This is a genomic window from Saccharothrix sp. DSM 118769 (assembly GCF_052936295.1).
Map to the genome: position 1 here is coordinate 2,888,245 of NZ_CP193627.1, position 17,903 is coordinate 2,906,147.

A 17,903-nucleotide genomic window follows, 5' to 3' on the forward strand; every position below is an offset into this window, starting at 1 on the left:
ACAGGTGTCACCAACCGGTGCTCACGCGGCACCTCGGGAAGTGCGTCCGTTGTACCGTGAATTCGAAGGCTGTGCGTCAGGGCAAGTGGATGTCTTCCAATCGGTGCAGAACGTTTTCGGCTCGACGGTGCTCTCCGCCTGCCGTGTACGCGGCGTAGGCCTGCTGTAGATGGGCGCGTGCGGTGGGCAGGTCGCCGAAGTCCTCGGCCATCAGGCCGAGCCGTCGGTGTGCCCGCCCCTCCAGGTCGTGCAGATCGATCTGTCGGCAGATCTCGATGGTGACCTGGTAACAGGAGTTCGCTTTTTCGGTTTTCCCTTGGCTGCGCGCCAGTATGCCCATGCTGAAGTGGATCTGGGCCTCGCCCGCACGGTCACCCGCTGCGCGGTACGCCGCTCGTGCCTGGTGGTAGTGCTTCCACGCGGAGTGGAAGTCGTTCTCGCGTCGGGCGAGCGATCCCAGGTTGTGCAACGCCCGTGCCCGGCCGCGGTGGTCGCCGAGGTCCTGGCTGAGGGCCGCGGCGGCGTCGAACCGCTCTCGCGCGGCGGTGTGGTGCTTCATCTCGCGGTGGATCCGGCCGAGGCCTCGGAGCGCCTTCGCACGGCTGGAGGAGTCGTCCAGCCGTGCGGCGGCGTCGAGGGCCAGTTCGTAGGAGGCGAGCCCGTCCTCTCCGTGGCGGCGGCGGTAGAACAGGAAGGTGCCCATCGCGAACGCAAGCCGCAACACCTGGTCGTAGTGGCCCTCCCGGTGGGCGAGTGCGATGGCGCCGACGAGGTTGGTCCGCTCTACCTCCAACCACGCGTGGGCTTGGTGGCGGGTCCGGATCGACGGGCGTTGCCGTTGGGTGAGCTCGGTCGCGTTCACGTAGAAGTCGATCAGGCGCAGGATCGCGGTCTGCCTGTTGTCGTCGGATTCGTCTGTCGTCACCCGATCCGCGGCGTACAGCCGCAGCAGGTCGTGGAACCGGAACCAGCCGCGCGGTTCACCCGGTTCGATCACGTGGGCGCGGCGCAGCCCGTTGAGCAGCTTCCCGGTCTCGCGTGACGGCAGGTCCGCCAGTGCGGCAGCCGCCTCGGTGCTGACCTGCCTGCCGGGATTGAGCGACGAGAGCCGGAACAGGCGCGCTTCGGCGGCCCCGAGGCGGGCGTAGGACAGGTCGAACGCCGCGCGCACGGCGAGATCGTCGTGGTAGGTCAGCTCGTTGAGCCTTGTCGTCGCCTCGCGCAACGACCCGGTCATCTCGGTGAGCGGCAGTTGCGGGTCGTCGGACAGCAGTGCGGCGATGATGCCCAACGCCAACGGCAGTCGTCCGCACAGCGTGGCGATCTCTCCCGCCGTGTCGACGTCATCCGCGACCCTCCGGTCGGTCGGATCGGCGGCCCGCAGGACGTTGTCCAGCATCGCCACCGAGTCGGCCTCGGTCAGCACGTCGAGCGGGATCTTCCGTGAGCCCTGCAAGCCGCCCAGCGTGTGCCTGCTCGTCACCAGTACCCGGTGCGTGGCGACAGGGGGCAGCAGCGGTACGACCTGCTCCACCGATGAGGCGTTGTCCAACAAGATCAGCATCGGCGCGGCGTGTTCGGCCAGTCTGGTGCGGTAAAGCGCCTCGCGGGCCGCCTGTTCCGCCGGTACCTGTCCGACCGGCACGCCCAGTGCGTGCAGGAAGATCGACAGAGCCGTTCGGGGCTCGACTCGCGAGGCGGGCGAGTAGCCCTGCAAGTCGACGAACAGCACACCTCCGGGAAACCTGCCCGCCTCGATGGCGTCGTGCGCCGCCTTGACCGCCAGCGCGGTCTTGCCGACGCCCGCCAGGCCCATGAGGGTGGACACCACGACCGGGCGGGTGGAGTGCAAAGCCTCGGCAATCAACGCGAGATCGACCGCTCGGCCGGTGAACGCCGCGTCGATCGGCGGCAGCCCGACCAGTGCCGTCACAACGGGAGCCTGCAGGTGGACATTCCTGGCCTGGAGCACCATCCCGTGCACGTTCCCGGACAGCTCGTTGCGCGCGAGGTCGGGTGCACCACGTGCAACGCTGTCCATGAGGGCAGTCAACCAGGCCCTGATCGCCGTTGGACCGCAAAAAGCGGCGTTGATGCCCGTTCCCGAGTTGGAGCCGGTCAAGGAACCTCTAGTGCGCGGACGGGATGTCCAGCCACGGCAGGACCAGCGGGTTTTCGCCCGGGTCGCGTTCGGCGGACGGAGTCGTGCCGGACGGCCATTCCGCGTCGCGCCACGCCTTGTACGCCAGCCCGTCGGGACCCGGAAGCCCGTGGACGTCGCGCAACGCCACCACGCAGCGCGCCGCCATCGCGGCGTACTCCGCCGTCAACGCGGGCAGTGGCGAAGAGCAGGTCCAGTTCGGCGGGTCGATGCCGGTCGGCGGTGTCCACCCGGCCTCGGCCATGCGGCTGTACCCCGCGGATGGCGCCCCCGCCGCCTCGCAGTGCAGCTCGTGCTCGCCGCCGGCGAACTGCACGAACACCCGCGGGTCGGCCCGGGAGAAGACGACCAGGAAGACCCGGTCGGACACCTCCCGCAGCGCCTCGGTGAGACCGCCGCCGAACGCCTCCCAGTCGGACACCCCGGTCACCTGCCTTCCGGGGTGAGGAACCGGACCGCCACGGACCTCGACAACAGCGTGATGGTGACCTGGGCGGTCTCCACCTCCCAGGTCGCGTCGGTGCACCCGCGGTCGCGCCTGAGGGACGGGCGTCCCAGCCGGGCCGCCCCTTCGCGCACCGCCAGCGTGAAGAGGTCGCCGAGGAAGGCCCTCGTCGCCGGTGTCTCCTCCGCGACCACGTCCGTGATCCGGAAGCGCACGGACGACACGGTGTCGATGCCGGACATCGACACCCCCGGTGGGGTGAAGGCCGGGTTGACCAGGTACCCCAGCCCGTCCTCGACCTCGATCACCCAGCCGAGGCGGTCGACCGCCCTCCGCTGGGCGTCGGCGCGGGACACCGGCCAGGGGATGCCGGCCCAGAAGTCGACGGTCTCCCAGACCTCGGTGGGGGACATCGCGGAGTGGTCCACGTCAGCCGCCGGAGCACGGGTCGTGGGCGAGGACGGGCGTGCTGATCCCGTCGCGGATCGCCCTGCTCGTCCTCGTGGCCGGGCTGCATTGCTCTGTCACGGGAACCTCCTGCGGGCTACCTTAGGACGGGCCGGGTCCGGTGTTCCCGGCCCGGCGGCCGGCCCGGCCGTGATCGTCACGCCTTCCCCGCGACCGCTGTGGATCGCGTGGGCGCGGTGAGTGACCTCCGGGTCGTCGCCTCGGTCAGTGCGGGCGGCGCAGCCCGTCCAGCACGAGGGTGACGAGACCGTCGGCCTGAGTCCGCCAGTCGGGGCGATCATGAGCCGCGCTGATGCCGTGCAGTGCGACCACCACGGCACCCGCGTCCACGTCGTCGCGCAGGGCGCCGCTCCGCACCGCGGCGGCCACCAGGTCGGCGACGGCCTGTTCCAGCGCCCGACCGCCCTCGGTCAGGGCGCCTGAGCGGTCGGCCATGAGCGTGGCCAGCGTCCGGGCCAGGCCCTTGTGGGCGTCTATGTGGTCGACCATGCCGTGCAGGAACGCCTCCAGGGCCTCCATCGCGGGCAGGGTGGCCTGGAGTCGGCGGGCGCGGGAGCACAGCGCCGCGACCTCCCCGTGGTAGACCGCCTCGGCCAGTGCCTCGCGGGTGGGGAAGTGGCGGTACAGCGTGCCGGTGCCCACCCCGGCGAGGCGGGCGAAGTCGTCGAAGCGCAGGTCGAAGAACTCCCCGGCGTCGAAGACCTCCCGTGCCTTGGCGATCAGGGCGTCGCGGTTGCGCCGGGCGTCGGCCCGCAGCGGCTTGTCGGCGGTCATGCGCTTCCTCGCGTTGACAAGTGGAGATTATCTCCATATGTTGAAAGTGGAGATGATCTCCAGATCAATCGTACCCCACGAGGTGCATCGTGAAGATCCTGATGTTCGGCCGTGGCGTGATCGCCACCGTCTACGGCTGGGTCCTGGAACAGGCGGGGCACGACGTCGAGTTCTACGTCCGGCCGGGCCGCGCGGCGACGTACGGGGACGGGGTGGACCTCGACCTGATCGACACGCGGCGCCGGGGTCGCGCTCGGCGCGTCGTCGGGAAGTGGCCGGTGCGCTACCGCGAGGCGCTGGAGCCGGACCACGACTTCGACCTGATCGTGCTCAGCGTGCCGCACCACCGCCTCGCGGGGGCGACGGGCTTCCTGGCCCCGCGGGTCGGCCGGGCCACGGTGCTGGTCTTCGGCAACGTCTGGGCCGAGCCGCAGGCCGCGATCGGCGACCTCCCCGCCGACCGGGTCGCCTGGGGCTTTCCCCAGGCCGGTGGAGGCTTCGGCGCGGACGGCGTGCTCCACGGGGCGCTGCTGCCGTCGGTGGTCTTCGGCACCCTCGGCCGGCCCCCGACCGAGCGGGAACTGGCCGTGCGCCGGGTGTTCCGCGAGGCCGGGCTCCGGCTCAAGGAGCGGCCCGACTTCCGCGGCTGGCTGTGGGTCCACTTCGCGTCGGACGCCGGCATGTTCTCGCAGGGCCTGCGGCTGGGTTCCCTGTCCGGGTTGGTCGGGTCGACGCGCGACTTCCGCGAGGCGCTGCTGGCCGGCCGCGAGCTGTTGTCACTCGTCGAGGCGCGCGGCGTCGACCTGCGACGCCACCGGGGCGGTGTGCTGCTGTTCCGGGCGCCCACCTGGCTGACGGCTCCAGCGCTCGCCTGGCTGACCGCGCATGTCGCGCTCGCGCGCGTGAGCCTCGCGGCGCACTCCGACCCCGACGCCGAGGAACCGCGTGAGGTCTGCCGGGACACCCTGGCCGAAGCACGGCGGCTGGGCATCCCGGTACCGCGACTGGAGGCGGCGGAACCGCACTTCGCCCGTGAGAACAGCCGGTGACCGACCTCTTCTGCCTGTCCGTGACGTCGTGGAAAGGAAAGTCATGACCACCGCCGGGAAGCACGAGTTCCCCATGGCCCGTACGTGCCCGTTCACCCCACCGCCGGCGTACGAGGAGATCCGCGAGGAGGAGCCGGTCTCGCGGGTTCGCCTGCCCGACGGCGGGTGGGCCTGGGTGGTCAGCCGCCACGAGGACGTGCGAACCGTGTTGAACGACCGGCGGTTCAGCGCCGACCGGCAGCACCCGGACTTCCCGGCGCTGGTCGAGGGCGAGGCGGCGTCCCGGCGGCCGGACGAGGAGCGCATGCTGATCGCGATGGACGCGCCCGAGCACGGGCCGGCGCGCAGGGCCGTGCTCGGCGAGTTCACGGTGCGCCGGCTGGAGGCGCTGCGGCCGCGAATCCAGGAGATCGTCGACGAGCGGATCGACGCGCTGCTGGCCGGGCCGCGACCCGCTGACCTGGTGGACGCGCTGTCGCTGCCGGTCCCGTCGCTGGTGATCTGCGAGGTGCTGGGCGTGCCCTACGCCGACCACGAGTTCTTCCAGGAGCACACGGTGAAGGTGATCAGGCAGTCGACGCCGCCCGAGGAGCGGTGGGCGGCCGTGCAAGCCGTCCAGGACTACATGGTCGACCTGATCGCGGAGAAGGAGGAGGACCCGCCGGACGACCTGCTCGGGCGGCAGATCGTCAAGCTGCGCGCGGACGGCACCTACCGGCGGGCGTCGCTGGCCAACATGGGCTTCCTGCTGCTCGTGGCCGGCCACGAGACGACGGCGAACATGATCTCGCTGTCGACCGTGGCGTTCCTGCGGAACCCGGAGCAGCTCGCGATGATCAAGGCCGACCCGGTCAGGACGCTCGACGCGGTCGAGGAGATGCTGCGGTACTTCACGATCGTCGACGTGGCGACGGCTCGGCTGTGCGTCGAGGACGCGGAGGTCGGCGGGCAGCTGATCCGTGCCGGCGAAGGAGTGCTGGCGCTCGGCTACTCGGCCAACCGGGACCCGAGGGCGTTCGAGAACCCGGACGAACTCGACATCGCGCGTGGCGCGCGCCACCACGTCGCGTTCGGCTTCGGGCCGCACCAGTGCCTGGGGCAGAACCTGGCCCGGATGGAGCTGCAGATCGTGTTCGACACGCTGTTCCGCCGCGTCCCCACGCTGGAGCCGGCGGTGGACGTGGACGAGCTGCCGTTCAAGGACGACGCGAACATCTACGGCCTGTACCGGCTCCCGGTGACCTGGTAGCGGACGAACCACCACCCCCACCTCGGGAGGAGAGGTCATGAGGATCATCGCGGACACCGGCAGGTGCGTCGGTGCCGGGCAGTGCGTGCTCACCGAGCCCGAGCTGTTCGACCAGGGCGAGGACGACGGCACGATCATCGTGCTGAACGAGACGCCGGAGGGCGAGCTGGTCGAGAAGGCCCGCGAAGCGGTGCACCTGTGCCCCGGCCAGGCCCTCTACCTGGAGGAATGAGGCAGTCATGGCCGGGGCTGCCGGCCGGACCCCGGTACGCCGAGCCAGTGCTGTCGGCGCCCAGTGCCGGGGACTCACCTCCGGTTCATGCAGTCCACCCAGGACTCGGTGGTGACGACGATGTCGGTCGGGAGGGTTTCGGTCACGGTCCCGTCCGACACCCGGATGTGCGCGTGGTAGGTCGCCAGTGGCACTGACGCGGGCCCTTGCACGCCGACGAACCCGTTGACGTCGATCGAGCCGTCGGGGTCGTGGAAGTTGGAGCCCGGTGGGAGGTGGTGCTCGGTGGCGGTCCAGCCGGGAGGCAGGTCGCGCATCCCGTACTGGAGGTCGGTGGTCCACTCCCCGCTCACCACGAAGATGAAGTAGGAGGCGTGGGTCCTCCCGTCGGGACCCTGCTGAACGCACATCCGGCTGGTCCTGTCGAACTGCTCCAGCTGCCACGTCCGGGTCTGCGATGCCGCCTGCGCCGACGCGACGACGGACGCGCCGACCAGGGACAGCAGGAGCACCGAGGCCAGGACGAGCACCGATCTGACGATCCGGAACACCACTCTCACCGAATCCCTCCCGAAACTGGTGTGAACACGCTTCGGTCCACGCTAGCGACCGGGTTTCAGGGATCTCTGAGGCGACTTGTCACGTGGGGCAGGACCACCGCGACCGGCCGGTGGTCAACCGGACCGGCCGCTGGTCACCTCAGGTGGTGATGGGGTGGGAGCGGATCGGTGAGCACGGCCACGTCTCGTCGCTCACGGTACGGGCTTGAGCGCCGCGAGGGTCCGCAGCGTGTCGTAGGAGCGTTGGATGAACGTGCCGCGCAGGGTCGCACCGGCGTTGGTCAGGCTCACCAGGGCGGTGCCCGTTTGCGGGCTGAACCCGGTGAAGGCGGTGAACCCGCAGGTTCCGCCCGAGTGGAACAGCAGGTCGTGGTCCGGCTTCGTCCGCTGGAACCACGCGAGGCAGAGGTGACCGTTGTCCGCCAAGGGGATTCGGCGGCGGGTGACGTCGGCGAGTGCCGAGGCCAGTGGTGTGGCGCGGGGGGTGAGGTGTGCGGCGAGGTAGTCGAGCATGTCGCGCGGGGTGGAGCGAAGTGCTCCGGCGGCGGGCAACCCGGGGATGTGCCACGGTGGCAGTGGCCTGCCGCGCCGGTGCCCGACGGCCTGGGGGGTCGGGGTGCTGCCGGTGCCGGTCAACCCCAGGGGGTGCAGGACCCGGTCGGTGAGCAGGCGTTCGAACGGGAGGTCGGCGGCTTCGGCCAGCGACCACCCGAGCAGCCCGACGCCGAGGTTGGAGTAGTGGAACCGGGAACCCGGTGCCGATCGCAACCGCGCACGGGCCAGCCCGGTTCGGATTTGTGCCGGCCCCAGGTCCCGGTAGGGGTTGGCGAACCAGGTCCGCAGCACCCTGGGCATCGTCGTGAGCGGTACCAGCGGCAGGCCGGAGGTGTGGGTGGCGAGGTGCTCCAACGTGACGGGGGCCGGACGCCGCAGTCGCCAGCCTGGCGGGAGGTGGTCGTCGACGGGGTCGTCGTAGCGGACCTCACCGCGCCGCACCATCTCGGCCAGCAGCAACGCGGTGAACGTCTTCGTGACCGATCCTATTTCGAACCGGGTGTCCGGGGTGATCGGCTGCGTCCGGTCCCGAGCGGTGTGGCCGGCCACCAGCAGGGTTCTCCGGTCGCCGTGCAGGGCCGCGACCGCGGCGCCGGTCGCGCCGGGCGCCGCCGAGAGCAGCGGGCGCACGAGCTCGTCCAGGTCGGACGTGCCGGTCACCGGCATCGGCCGGCGCCCAGCAGCCGGGACACGGCCAGTGTGCCGGCGACCACCGCGACGACCGTGGCGTGGTGGTGGTCCCAGAAGCGCCGGACCCGGTCGTCGTCGACGGGCTCGCCGTCGCGCGGCACGAGGCCGTCGTCGTGCTGCACGGCGGCGAACCGCGTCCACACGTCGAGGTCGAACCGCGGCTCGGGCAGGCAGGCGTCCACGATCAGCAGCTCGGCGACGAGGTCCCAGTCCCCGACCTCGGCCCACACGTCCGTCCACACGGGCAGCCAGGTGGCGAGGTAGTCGACGATGTCGGGCGGCAGGTCGTCGGGCCTGGCGCCCCAGTCGGTCACGTGGAAAACGGTGTGGGTCACGCTGTACGCGGTGTCCCAGTCGATGGCCCAGGGGGGCGGTGTCGCCCCCAACCAGGTCGCCCGCAGCAGGGCGCCCCAATCGTCGTCGGTGGACATGCCGCACGTCCGGTAGGCGTTGGCCACCGCGAGCCGGCGGTTGGGGTACACCTCGGGCGTCGAGCGCACCGCGGCGTTGTGCGCCGCCAGTCGTTCGAGTGCCTGGTGGCGGTGGCCGCCGCAGGTGAAGTGGCAGTACACCTCGATCGGGTCGGTGAGCAGGCAGTTGCGCAGCTGGCGTTCGTAGAGCAGGTCGCCCTCGCGCAGCTGCCGCCACGTGGAGTCGATCAACTCGCGGGCGGCGCGCAGCTGTGCGGTGCCGCCAACCCCCTCGCGCAGCACCAGGGCCGCGGCCATGCCGATCTCGGAGACGGGTTTGTAGACGGTGTCGGGGTCGTCCGGCTCGACCGGGATGTCGTCCGGGAAGATGTCGGCGCCCTGGTGGTCGTGCAGGTACGTCAGGGCGCGGTGGGCGACGTTGTGGGCGATCGGGATCAGCGGGGTCGTCATGCCGGTTCCGATCGGAGCAGTCGGCGGGAGATGGCCAGGTCGAGCGACAGCCGCGACCCGGTGCCGCCGTACAACCGGATGCGCTCGACGAGCAGGGCCGCGTCCAGTGGCTGTCTCAGGCCGTTGCTGCTCGACAACGCCACCCACCGGAGCAACCGCGCCGCGGTGACGAAGTCCCGGCGCAGCACCGCCCGGGTGACCCCCTGCGCGAGCGGGCGTGTCCCTTCGAGCACCGCCGCCGTGATCGGGCCGCCCACGCCCGGCAACGCCAGCGGGGACAGCTGCGCCGCGTTCGCCGACCACTCCTGCCAGGTCTTCGCGCCGTCGAGCAGCGCCGCGGCCGTCTCCGGCGTCGGGGCGACGTCCGATCCCGCGGGCGATGCCTCGCCGGCGCGGGCCACCAGTCGACCCGCCGCCCAGTCCCGCCACGCCGCAACCCGCTGTTGCCGGGTGGTGGTCCGCCGGGCCGGGGGGAAGACCACGAAGGAGCGCGCTACGACCGCCACGTCGTCGCGGTGCACGGGGCGGCCCAGCAGCAGGTGCGGAGCGAAGACGTCCGCACCGATCAGCCGGACCGCCCCCAGGGCGATCGTCGCGTCCGCACCGGTGTTCACGTAGTCGGCGAGCCCGATTTCCCCATCGCCGTCCACGGAGTTCAGGACGCGGTCGGCGACCTCCGCCGCCGCGTCCATCAGCGACACGTGCAATCGTCCACTGTTCACCGGTACCAACAACCCTTCTGCTCGGCTCCGGGCCCGCCCTGGCGGTTCAGGGCAGGAGCCCTTCTAGCGCTTCGAGTCCTTGGGCAGCGGCGGCGAGAGCTTGAGCTTGAGCAGCGCCAGCGCCTGCGGGATCTCGACGTAGCGCGGCGCGTCGCTGACACCGGCTTCGGGCTCCACCATCAGGGCCTCCACCGCGCTCTGCTCCTCGGCGGTGGCCACCGCGGGAAGGGACGTGTGAACGGACATCACAACCTCCTTGATCGGTCTTGCATCGATGTCGAGCGGACGGTCGACGTGCCCCGGTCACCCGGGGCGGTCGGGTCAGACGGGAAGGAAGAGGACGCTCTGGATCGGGAGGATCTCGTTCATGTACCCGCGCGGGATGATCACGGCGGACACCGACAACAGGCCGCACGTCGAGTCCTCGAAGACGACGGCCGTGTACCCGGTGTCGTTCACGAACGACCGCCGCGGCCCGTTGAGGTCGTAGCAGATCTCCGGGGCCGGGTTCGTCACGTTGCGGACGTTGCCCTGCATGAAGGACTGGTCCCACGCGCAGAACGACGGGAAGGTGGCGCAACCCTGGGCGGCCACCGCCGAAGGGGCCGCCAGGGTCACGGACAACAGGACCGATACCGCCGTGACAACGGCAGCGGCGGCGGCTCGTGGACTTCTCCACCAACGCATGTTCTCTCCTCGTTCGGAAGGGTGCCGCACTCGTCCGGAGGGGACGGGCAACGACAGCGGAGCGTTCTTCGGTGACCTCCTCGAAGGACTGCGGCGGCGTGTGGTGCTACCGGCCCTTCACCCGGTAGACGTGCGAACGCCGCCCAGTACGCAGACGTTCATCCGATCGGCCCAGCGAAGCGGCGGAGGCAGCGGGATCCGGTCGAAGTCGTGACCGATCGAGCTTCGGGTGGCCCCGCCACCGCGTCCCCGCTGCCCGCGTCGCCCGGGGCCCGGGCGGGTCGTGGTGGCCGGCGGGGTCGGGCGGCAAGCGATGATCGGCGGCGGGTGGGGCGCGGGAGGCGGCGGAGCACTACCCCGTCCCTGCCCGACACCACAACGCACCCAGCAGCGGAATGGACCGGCCGGCGGTCGGCGAGTACAGCGACGGCGCCCCGATCCAGTACCACGACGACACCTTCGTGCCCTGGTTTCTTTACGCCCCTTGGCGATCACCCGGTCGGGGAGGGTGGGGCGAGTCGGTGGTGGAGCCAGGTGGTCGCTGCGGTGGTGAGGTGGTGGCCGGTGGGGGTGGGGCGTAGTCGGGTGCGGCGGTGCCAGAGGCCGGTGAGGGTGATGGCGTAGGTGGTGATGGCGTCGGGTGCGGCGGTGTGCCAGGCGGGGGCGGTACCCGTCGAGGATGCCCCGTCGTTGCCGTCGGGGGAGGAGGGAAGCCTTCGGGGAGTTCTCCTGCGGGGGGCGCGGGGGCTGTTGAGCGGTGGCGGTGGACGCGGGTGTTCAGCCCACGGCGATTCCGCGGGCTTTGAGGGTGGTCTCGGCGTCGGGGGCGGCCATCATGGCCTCGTCGCCGCCGTGGATCACGCGGAGGTTGGGCAGCAGGTCGAGGTCGTCCAGTGAGGTGACGTCGAAGAGGTCGTCCTCCCCGTCCCAGAAAGGCGAGCACTGGTGGTGGATCTCCAAGCCGCCGTCGGTGGTGAGTTCGTCCACGGTGGCCAGCTGCTCGGGGGTGATCTCCAGGTCGGTGAAGTACTGGCGGGCTTCTTCGAGGACGGTGTGCAGCAGGTCCTGTTGGTGCAGGTACTTCCACAGGTCGCCGGTGGCGCCCTTGGCGTGGAGGACGTCGGCGATCCGGAAACGGGGCTGGATCACCTTGTCCTGGTACATGAGCTTGTCGATGACCAGCAGCTTGAAGTTGAAGTCGCGGAACATGTCCCACTGTCTACCAGGCCACCCCGACAATCCGGGCGGTCGACACCACCTTCCGATCGGCGAATCGTGCACCCTGATGCCCTGTACCTGCCGAGAATTGCCGATAGTCGGCCACGGTGTCTGACCTGTGCTTCAGCACCGCCACGCCGATGCAGGTCCCGAGCACTGGTGGCACCAGCCGGGATGGGCGAGGCACGTGTGCCGCGGGGAGGTGTGACACCGGCACGGCGTCGAACCGGTCCGACGCCGTGCCGCCGGTCAGTTCCGGGGATCGGCAGGTGGCCGGCTCGCTCCCTCGCAACGGAAGCAGACAACCGCCTTGTCGTCGAGAGCCGCCAGGTGACGGTGTGCGTACTCGACGTCGACCATGCCGTCCGGGTAGGTGCTCATCACCTGCTTCCAGTACCGCCGGGCCTCCGGCAGCCGACCACGGGTGAACGCGACGTGGGCCAGGCCCTCCAGCGCACGTGCTCGGTAGCGGGCGATGCCGAACCGGTCGGCGGCCTCCATCGCCAGCTCGAACGTCCGCTTGGCACGGTCGAGGTCCCCCATGGCGAAGGTGGTCTCACCGAGGCAGTTCATCACCTCGCACTCGACGACCCGCAGTTCGAACCGCCGGGCGGTGGTCAGCGCTCGCCTCCCCTGGTCGAGCGACTCGGTGAGGTTGCCCAGCGATCGGTTCACACCGCAGAGACCCTGCAGCGCGAACGCTTCACCGTGGGAACTCCCGGATGTCCTGCTCATCCGCAAACCGCGCGTGAACTCCCGCCGAGCCTCTTCGTGGGCCCCCATGGCGTGGAGGACCGACCCGATGCACCACGAGATGAACTGCGCCGACCGCGCGTCCTCGGCGGTGAGCAGCGCCTCGGCCCGCCGCAGGTGGTGCAGCGCCTGGTCGAAGTCCCCCAGATCCCGGCAGATGACGCCCAGGTTGTTCGCCACCGCGAGGCTCAGGAACGCGTTCGGGGCCCGTGCGGTCAGGGGCTCGGCTTGGAGGAAGATGTCCCTGGCTTCCTGGAGCCGGTCTTCGTGCAGGAAGAGGTTGCCGAGGTCGATCAGCTGCGCGGTCTCGCCCTCGGAGGCGCCGATCTGCCTGCTCAACTTGAGAGCCCGCTCGATGTGTTCCCGGGCTTCGGCAATGGACCGGTGATCGCGGCAGACGGCCGCCAGTCCCTGCAGGCAGGCCGACTCGCCGTGCGCGTCACCGGATTCCCGGGCCGCTCGTGCTCCACCCTCGAACAAGTCGTACGACGGCTCACCGTAGTTGTGCAGCTTGAGCATGGGTTGCAGAGCGCACACCAGCTGCCATGCGTGCCGGTGCCAGTCGTTGTCCGCGGCGAACCGGGCGACCGCGACGAGGTTGGAGTACTCCACGCCGAGGAGTTCGACCGCCTCCTGGGCGGTGGACACCGCTGGGAGCTGATCGGGCACGTGTTCCACCTTGGGTGCCTCGCGGTGGATGGCGTTGTGGTGGTGACGACACCACACGTGCGCCGCGTGCAGGTAGTAGTCGAGGAGCCGACCGAGGGCGGCGTGCTGCTCAGTGCCGTCGTCCTGGTCGGAAAGCAGCTGACGGGCGCAGTCGCGGATCAAGTCGTGGAAGTAGAAGCGCCCGGCGATGCTCTGCTTGAGCAGGTTGTCGTCGAACAACGAGTCGAGGTGCTGCTCGACCTCGTCCAACGGCAGGCCCGCGAGGGCGGCGGCGCTGTAGGCGTCGAAGTCACCGCCCGGGTGGAGGCTGAGCAGCCGGAACAACCGTTGTTGCGGCGGCGACAGGTAGCGGTACGACACCCTGAGCGCCGCCATGACGCCGCGGTCGTCGATTTCGAGGAACCTGACGCGCTGTGCGTGGTTCCGCAGTCGGTTCACCAGCTCCGCGACGGTCCACCCCGTGCGATCCCGCAGGCGTGCGGCGGCGATCCGGATGGCCAGCGGCAACCTGCCGCACAACTCGACGGCAGTGGCGACGGCATCGCGTTCCGCCGCCACGCGCCCCGCGCCGGCGATCTTCTCGAAGAGGGTGATCGCGTCTTCGTGCGGCAGCACGTCGAGGGAGATGGGCAGCGCGCCTTCGAGCGCCGTGAGCTTCCTGCGGCTGGTGACCACCACGAGCGCGCCCGCCGCTCCGGGTAACAGCGGCCGCACGTGTGCGGCGTTGACGGCGTTGTCTATGATCAACAATATTCGCTGACCGGCCATCCGCGAGCGCCAGAGCGCACTTCGGCTGTCTATTGTGGATGGTATGAGTTCGGGGGGCACCCCGCTGTCGCCCAGTAACATGTCCAGTGCCTGCTCCGGGGACACGGGGTTCATCCCGGCCGTGAAACCGCGCAGGTCGATGAAGTAGTGGCCCTCGGGGTAGTCACCCGCGACCTGGTGTGCCAGGTGGACTGCCAGTGTCGTCTTGCCGACCCCGCCCATGCCGTCGACCGCGGAGATGGTGATCGCGGTCGGCGACGTGGCCTGCGTGGCGTCGCGCAGGTGCAGGAGTTCCGCCGACCGGCCGGAGAAGTCGCTGATGTCGTGGGGCAAGTAGGACCGGACGGTCCGCTGCCGAGATGGGTCCTCGTCGGATTCGGTCGGCACGGCCGCGGCCGCGGGTACAGGCGCCGGCGTGCCGCGCAGCACAGTGGCGTGTACCTGTCGCAGTTCCGGACTCGGGTCGAGCCCGAGGTCGTCGGCCAGCATCCTCCTGCCGTCGTCGTACACGGCCAGCGCGTCAGCCTGTCGTCCGCTGCGGTGGAGGGCCTGCATCAGGCTGATGCGCAGCGAATCACGCAGCGGGTGCTCGGTGACGAGCTGTCGGAGCTCGCCGACCACTGAACCGGTCTCGCCGGTCCGCAGGCGGAGGGACATCATGCTCTCGACCGCGCTGAGCCGTTGCTCGTGCAGCCCGGCGGCCGCGCTCTCGATCGTCGTGCCGCCGAGCCCGGCCAGCGCGTCTCCCCGCCAGATGCCGAGCGCGGCGCGCAGCGCGGCCACCGCCTCGGCCAACCGCTCCTGGGCCTCGGCACGCCTGGCCTCGTCGAGGAGAACCAGGAACCGGTCGACGTCGATCGACACCTCCAGGGCTTCGAGCCGGTAGCCGGCCTCGGTCCACCGGATGTGCACGTCCGGGGAGTGCTCTACCAATGCGCGCCGAAGGCCTGCGACGGCGTTGTGGATCTGCTGGCGGGCGGACTGGGGAGGACTGCTCCACAGCTCGTCGACGAGGCGCTCGACTGGAACGACCCGGTTGCCGGCCAGCAGCAGTAGCGCGAGGAGCCGCTGTTGCCGTGCTCCGCCGATGTGGACCATTTCTCCGCCGGAGCGGACTTCCAAAGGTCCCAGGACCCGAAACTCCAATGTGACGACACCCCCTGGTCTGACTCGATCGATCGAGACAAGCGGGCACAGCGAGTAGGGACTCGATAGCGGTCCGGTAGTCCATGATGCCACAGTGGCGGAGGTCGAGGTCCGCCAACGCAGTTGGACCTGCGGCACTACGTCGATGACTTTGCCCATGGGGGATTTGTTGTGAAGAAGGCGTTTTCGCTCGGGTTCGCGCTGTCCGCCGCCGTGTTCGTCGTGGTGGTGACAGCAGGTGGTTCGTCGGCCGAAGTGGGTGACAAGCCGTACGCGGACAACAGCGTGGTGAACGGGGGCACCGGTCAGGAAGTGTGCAGTCAAGGCACGTGAGCCGCGAAGGTGCCGCTGGTGAGACGGGTAGTTCAGCTCCAGGGGGATGCCGCGCGCGGGGTGCACGGATTCGCGTTGACGGCGACGGTGCTGGTGACCAGCCTCGTGATCACCTGGCTCGCCGCGTTGGACGTCGCCGGGCTGCGTGATCGGCTCACCGGCTATCTTGAGGTCTGGCCGCAGCGTTGGACGTTCTTCGTGGATCTTGACAGGGACCTGCTCGTGGGCTACCGGGTTGTCCCCGGTAGCCCGCGGCTGGGCGAGTTGACCGAACGACGGCAATGGGACACGTGGTCCTGGGGACTCAGTCGAGCCGGATATGCGGAGTCGGCGGAGCTGCGCGCGGTCGCGCGCCGGATACCGGACGAATACTGGTTGCCGTGTGACGAATCGGAGGCCGTTGATTGCGGCCGCATGCGGAACGGCGTAGAACCTTACCGGGGGGAAAACCGAGCTGAGAGCCCGGTGTTGTGCGGGCAGCTCGCCATCGCGGTGGAACGCCCGTCGGCGCTGGTCGCCCGTCGACTTCCGGAGCAGCCCAGGCAGGTGTTCCGCATCGCGTTCGTGGACCTCCGGTGCCGGACGTGAGCAGGGTGGCGGGACGACTGGCCCGCGCGATCGAGCAAGCAGAGCTGCGGGGGACGCCCCTCGCGGTCGGCCGCAGCCTGTTGGCCACCGCCGGCCTGCTCACGATCCTCTTCAGCTCGAATTCAGAGCTGTTCATCCGCACTGCGGAGTTGCCGGACGGCATGCGGTGCACAGGTGTGCGTGCGGCCTCGCTGTGGTGCCTGACGGGGCCGACCGAGTCCGGTCTCCTGGTCAGCCGGGCCATCGCAGTCGCGGTGCTGGTGCTCGTCCTGGTCGGGCTGAGCCCGCGATGGACCTGCGTGCCGCACTGGTACGTCTCGTTCAGCCTCGCGGCGGCGATGGAGATGGCCAACGGAGGGGACGCGATCGCGCAGGTCGCCACGATGCTGCTCATCCCGATGTGCTTGGGTGACGACCGGGCATCGCACTGGCAGCGCCCGCTCCGCCCCCTCGCACCGTCGTGGCGGGGCAGCGCGTTCGCCGCTCACCTCGGTCTGCGCGGGCAGCTCTGCCTGATCTACCTCGGCGCGGTGACCGCCAAGCTGATGGACCCCCTGTGGCGGCACGGCGCCGCGTTGTCCATCGTGGCGAACCACCCCCAGTACGGGTTCCCGGCGCCGGTTCGCGACCTCCTCTCGCCGGTGATGGACTCCTACTGGCTCGTCGCCCTCCTCTCGTGGTCGGTGGTCGGCGTCCAGGTGGTGCTGGCGCTGTTGACCCTGGGGCGGCGAAAGCACCGGTTGGTCGCCCTGGTGCTCGGGTGCGGGCTCCACCTGGGGATCATGTTCTTCATGAGCCTGCCGAGCTTCGGCATGGTCATGATCGCGGTGCTGGTCATCAGCACCGCGTCCGTGACGTCCGAGCGGCGCGCCGAGCAGCCCAGCGCCGCGACCAAGGAAGGGAACCCGTGACAGCAGGTCTTGAAGTCGAGCGATTCGACCCCGCGCGCGCCACCGAGAGCGATCTCCGCGGGTACTACGAGGTGATGCTGGCGAGGTCGGACACCGACCGCCCTGATGAGCCTCGGTTGACGTACGCGGATGTCGTGGGCCGCTTGGAGAACCCTTTCGTCGGATTCGGGCCGGTGGTCTACTGGGTCGCGCGCCTGGATGACGAGGTCGTGGGACTCGCGATCGTCTACTTCCTGGAAGAGGAGAGCAGCCACATCGGGCTGACGGAGGTCGTCGTCCACCCACGGGTGCGGCGCAGGGGGATCGGCACCGCGATCCTGAAGGCCGTCGTCCCGGAGCTGCGCGCCCGTGGTCGCCGCGTGGTCGAGACCTGGCAGATCACCAAGGGCAGTGACGGTGAGCGGTGGGCCCGCGAGCTGAACTTCCGACCTGTGCACACCGTGCTGACGCAGGTGCTGGTGATCCCCGGAACCGACAGAGCCCTGTGGCAGGACGATGCTCCCGCCGGTTATCGCCTGCAGCGCTGGGAGGGCGTCGTGCCCGCGGATCTCATCGCGTCCTTCGCCGCCGCTCGCAATGCCATGCACGACGCGCCGTCGGGTGAACTGGGCTACCAGGAGCCCGAGTGGACCCCCGATCGAGTTCGGGCGCGTGAGGCTGAGCTGCGGCAGAACAACATCGAGCTGCGGGCGGTCGTCGCCGTGCACGAGGACACCGGTGAAGTCGCCGGGCTGACCGAACTCGAACTGCACCCCCACCGGCCGTTCTGGGGCTTCCAGCGTGACACCGCGGTGTCGGCGCCGCACCGGGGGCACGGGCTGGGTCGGTGCATCAAGGCGCACCTCATCCGCTGGCTGCTGGCCGATCGCCCGGACCTGGACCGGATCTACACGACCACCGGCGCCGGCAACGAGCACATGATCCGGGTCAACCACCAGTTGGGTTGCACCACGGTCCGGATCATGATCGCCGTCAACCGTGACCTCGCGGAGCTGGAGTCGGACCTCGGCGTGAGGTGATCGACGCCCGCCCACGACGCGCCGT

19 protein-coding genes are annotated in these 17,903 nt (G+C 70.1%); 7 read left to right on the forward strand and 12 right to left on the reverse strand.

Annotated elements, in window-relative coordinates; all coding sequences use genetic code 11:
• Positions 1–76 precede the first annotated feature (76 nt).
• The 4 genes from ACRAKJ_RS13230 to ACRAKJ_RS13245 form a co-directional block, all read right to left on the reverse strand.
• Positions 77–2,122: a tetratricopeptide repeat protein gene (locus tag ACRAKJ_RS13230; protein ID WP_438920417.1), complete on the reverse strand. Its 2,046-nt coding sequence runs from the start codon at positions 2,120–2,122 to the stop codon at positions 77–79.
• 7 nt (positions 2,123–2,129) lie between these two features.
• Positions 2,130–2,582 carry a TY-Chap domain-containing protein gene (locus ACRAKJ_RS13235; RefSeq protein ID WP_438920416.1) on the reverse strand — a complete coding sequence of 151 codons (453 nt, stop codon included), beginning with the start codon at positions 2,580–2,582 and terminating at the stop codon, positions 2,130–2,132.
• 5 nt (positions 2,583–2,587) lie between these two features.
• The gene (locus tag ACRAKJ_RS13240; RefSeq protein ID WP_438920415.1) at positions 2,588–3,019 is read right to left on the reverse strand and encodes a DUF6301 family protein; all 432 of its coding nucleotides are present in this window, start codon (positions 3,017–3,019) and stop codon (positions 2,588–2,590) included.
• A gap of 259 nt (positions 3,020–3,278) precedes the next feature.
• Positions 3,279–3,848, reverse strand: a complete 570-nt coding sequence (locus ACRAKJ_RS13245) for an SbtR family transcriptional regulator (RefSeq protein WP_438920414.1) — start codon at positions 3,846–3,848, stop codon at positions 3,279–3,281.
• An 89-nt stretch (positions 3,849–3,937) separates the two neighbouring features.
• On the opposite strand from ACRAKJ_RS13245, the gene ACRAKJ_RS13250 reads away from it, so the two are divergent.
• Genes ACRAKJ_RS13250 through ACRAKJ_RS13260 form a run of 3 tightly spaced genes read left to right on the forward strand, consistent with a single transcriptional unit; the run spans position 3,938 to position 6,378 of the window.
• Positions 3,938–4,897, forward strand: a complete 960-nt coding sequence (locus tag ACRAKJ_RS13250; RefSeq protein ID WP_438920413.1) for a 2-dehydropantoate 2-reductase N-terminal domain-containing protein — start codon at positions 3,938–3,940, stop codon at positions 4,895–4,897.
• Positions 4,898–4,940: 43 nt separating this feature from the next.
• The gene (locus ACRAKJ_RS13255; RefSeq protein ID WP_438920412.1) at positions 4,941–6,146 is read left to right on the forward strand and encodes a cytochrome P450; all 1,206 of its coding nucleotides are present in this window, start codon (positions 4,941–4,943) and stop codon (positions 6,144–6,146) included.
• A gap of 37 nt (positions 6,147–6,183) precedes the next feature.
• Positions 6,184–6,378, forward strand: coding sequence for a 4Fe-4S domain-containing protein (locus tag ACRAKJ_RS13260; RefSeq protein ID WP_438920411.1), 195 nt, complete (start codon positions 6,184–6,186; stop codon positions 6,376–6,378).
• A 74-nt stretch (positions 6,379–6,452) separates the two neighbouring features.
• Here ACRAKJ_RS13260 and ACRAKJ_RS13265 read toward each other — a convergent pair whose 3' ends face one another.
• The 8 genes from ACRAKJ_RS13265 to ACRAKJ_RS13300 form a co-directional block, all read right to left on the reverse strand.
• Positions 6,453–6,938, reverse strand: coding sequence for a DUF5980 family protein (locus ACRAKJ_RS13265; protein WP_438920410.1), 486 nt, complete (start codon positions 6,936–6,938; stop codon positions 6,453–6,455).
• A 192-nt stretch (positions 6,939–7,130) separates the two neighbouring features.
• Positions 7,131–8,153 carry a serine hydrolase gene (locus ACRAKJ_RS13270; RefSeq protein ID WP_438920409.1) on the reverse strand — a complete coding sequence of 341 codons (1,023 nt, stop codon included), beginning with the start codon at positions 8,151–8,153 and terminating at the stop codon, positions 7,131–7,133.
• Positions 8,150–9,064, reverse strand: a complete 915-nt coding sequence (locus ACRAKJ_RS13275) for a DUF6895 family protein (protein ID WP_438920408.1) — start codon at positions 9,062–9,064, stop codon at positions 8,150–8,152. The genes ACRAKJ_RS13270 and ACRAKJ_RS13275 overlap by 4 nt, the downstream gene beginning before the upstream one ends.
• Positions 9,061–9,786 carry a hypothetical protein gene (locus ACRAKJ_RS13280; RefSeq protein ID WP_438920407.1) on the reverse strand — a complete coding sequence of 242 codons (726 nt, stop codon included), beginning with the start codon at positions 9,784–9,786 and terminating at the stop codon, positions 9,061–9,063. The genes ACRAKJ_RS13275 and ACRAKJ_RS13280 overlap by 4 nt, the downstream gene beginning before the upstream one ends.
• A gap of 63 nt (positions 9,787–9,849) precedes the next feature.
• Positions 9,850–10,032 carry a hypothetical protein gene (locus ACRAKJ_RS13285; RefSeq protein ID WP_438920406.1) on the reverse strand — a complete coding sequence of 61 codons (183 nt, stop codon included), beginning with the start codon at positions 10,030–10,032 and terminating at the stop codon, positions 9,850–9,852.
• A gap of 75 nt (positions 10,033–10,107) precedes the next feature.
• Positions 10,108–10,380: a peptidase inhibitor family I36 protein gene (locus tag ACRAKJ_RS13290; protein WP_438920405.1), complete on the reverse strand. Its 273-nt coding sequence runs from the start codon at positions 10,378–10,380 to the stop codon at positions 10,108–10,110.
• 870 nt (positions 10,381–11,250) lie between these two features.
• The gene (locus tag ACRAKJ_RS13295) at positions 11,251–11,682 is read right to left on the reverse strand and encodes a DUF6892 domain-containing protein (protein ID WP_438920404.1); all 432 of its coding nucleotides are present in this window, start codon (positions 11,680–11,682) and stop codon (positions 11,251–11,253) included.
• Positions 11,683–11,940: 258 nt separating this feature from the next.
• On the reverse strand, positions 11,941–14,979 hold the full coding sequence (locus tag ACRAKJ_RS13300; RefSeq protein WP_447008953.1) for a BTAD domain-containing putative transcriptional regulator: 3,039 nt from the start codon (positions 14,977–14,979) through the stop codon (positions 11,941–11,943).
• A 171-nt stretch (positions 14,980–15,150) separates the two neighbouring features.
• On the opposite strand from ACRAKJ_RS13300, the gene ACRAKJ_RS13305 reads away from it, so the two are divergent.
• The 4 genes from ACRAKJ_RS13305 (at position 15,151) to ACRAKJ_RS13320 (ending at position 17,878) form a co-directional block, all read left to right on the forward strand.
• Positions 15,151–15,360 (forward strand): hypothetical protein, encoded by a 210-nt coding sequence (locus tag ACRAKJ_RS13305; RefSeq protein WP_447008954.1) that lies wholly within the window; start codon positions 15,151–15,153, stop codon positions 15,358–15,360.
• Positions 15,361–15,435: 75 nt separating this feature from the next.
• Positions 15,436–15,948, forward strand: coding sequence for a hypothetical protein (locus ACRAKJ_RS13310; protein WP_438920401.1), 513 nt, complete (start codon positions 15,436–15,438; stop codon positions 15,946–15,948).
• Positions 15,945–16,859, forward strand: a complete 915-nt coding sequence (locus ACRAKJ_RS13315) for a hypothetical protein (protein WP_438920400.1) — start codon at positions 15,945–15,947, stop codon at positions 16,857–16,859. The genes ACRAKJ_RS13310 and ACRAKJ_RS13315 overlap by 4 nt, the downstream gene beginning before the upstream one ends.
• Before the next feature lie 116 nt (positions 16,860–16,975).
• The gene (locus ACRAKJ_RS13320; RefSeq protein WP_447008955.1) at positions 16,976–17,878 is read left to right on the forward strand and encodes a GNAT family N-acetyltransferase; all 903 of its coding nucleotides are present in this window, start codon (positions 16,976–16,978) and stop codon (positions 17,876–17,878) included.
• The last annotated feature ends 25 nt before the right edge of the window (positions 17,879–17,903 follow it).

Coding starts and splice junctions, on each gene's coding strand:
- ACRAKJ_RS13285 (WP_438920406.1), bottom strand. CDS start 10,032: ATGTCCGTTCACACGTCCCTTCCCGCGGTGGCCACCGCCGAGGAGCAG.
- ACRAKJ_RS13255 (WP_438920412.1), top strand. CDS start 4,941: ATGACCACCGCCGGGAAGCACGAGTTCCCCATGGCCCGTACGTGCCCG.
- ACRAKJ_RS13245 (WP_438920414.1), bottom strand. CDS start 3,848: ATGACCGCCGACAAGCCGCTGCGGGCCGACGCCCGGCGCAACCGCGAC.
- ACRAKJ_RS13295 (WP_438920404.1), bottom strand. CDS start 11,682: ATGTTCCGCGACTTCAACTTCAAGCTGCTGGTCATCGACAAGCTCATG.
- ACRAKJ_RS13300 (WP_447008953.1), bottom strand. CDS start 14,979: ATGGTCCACATCGGCGGAGCACGGCAACAGCGGCTCCTCGCGCTACTG.
- ACRAKJ_RS13240 (WP_438920415.1), bottom strand. CDS start 3,019: ATGTCCCCCACCGAGGTCTGGGAGACCGTCGACTTCTGGGCCGGCATC.
- ACRAKJ_RS13275 (WP_438920408.1), bottom strand. CDS start 9,064: ATGACGACCCCGCTGATCCCGATCGCCCACAACGTCGCCCACCGCGCC.
- ACRAKJ_RS13260 (WP_438920411.1), top strand. CDS start 6,184: ATGAGGATCATCGCGGACACCGGCAGGTGCGTCGGTGCCGGGCAGTGC.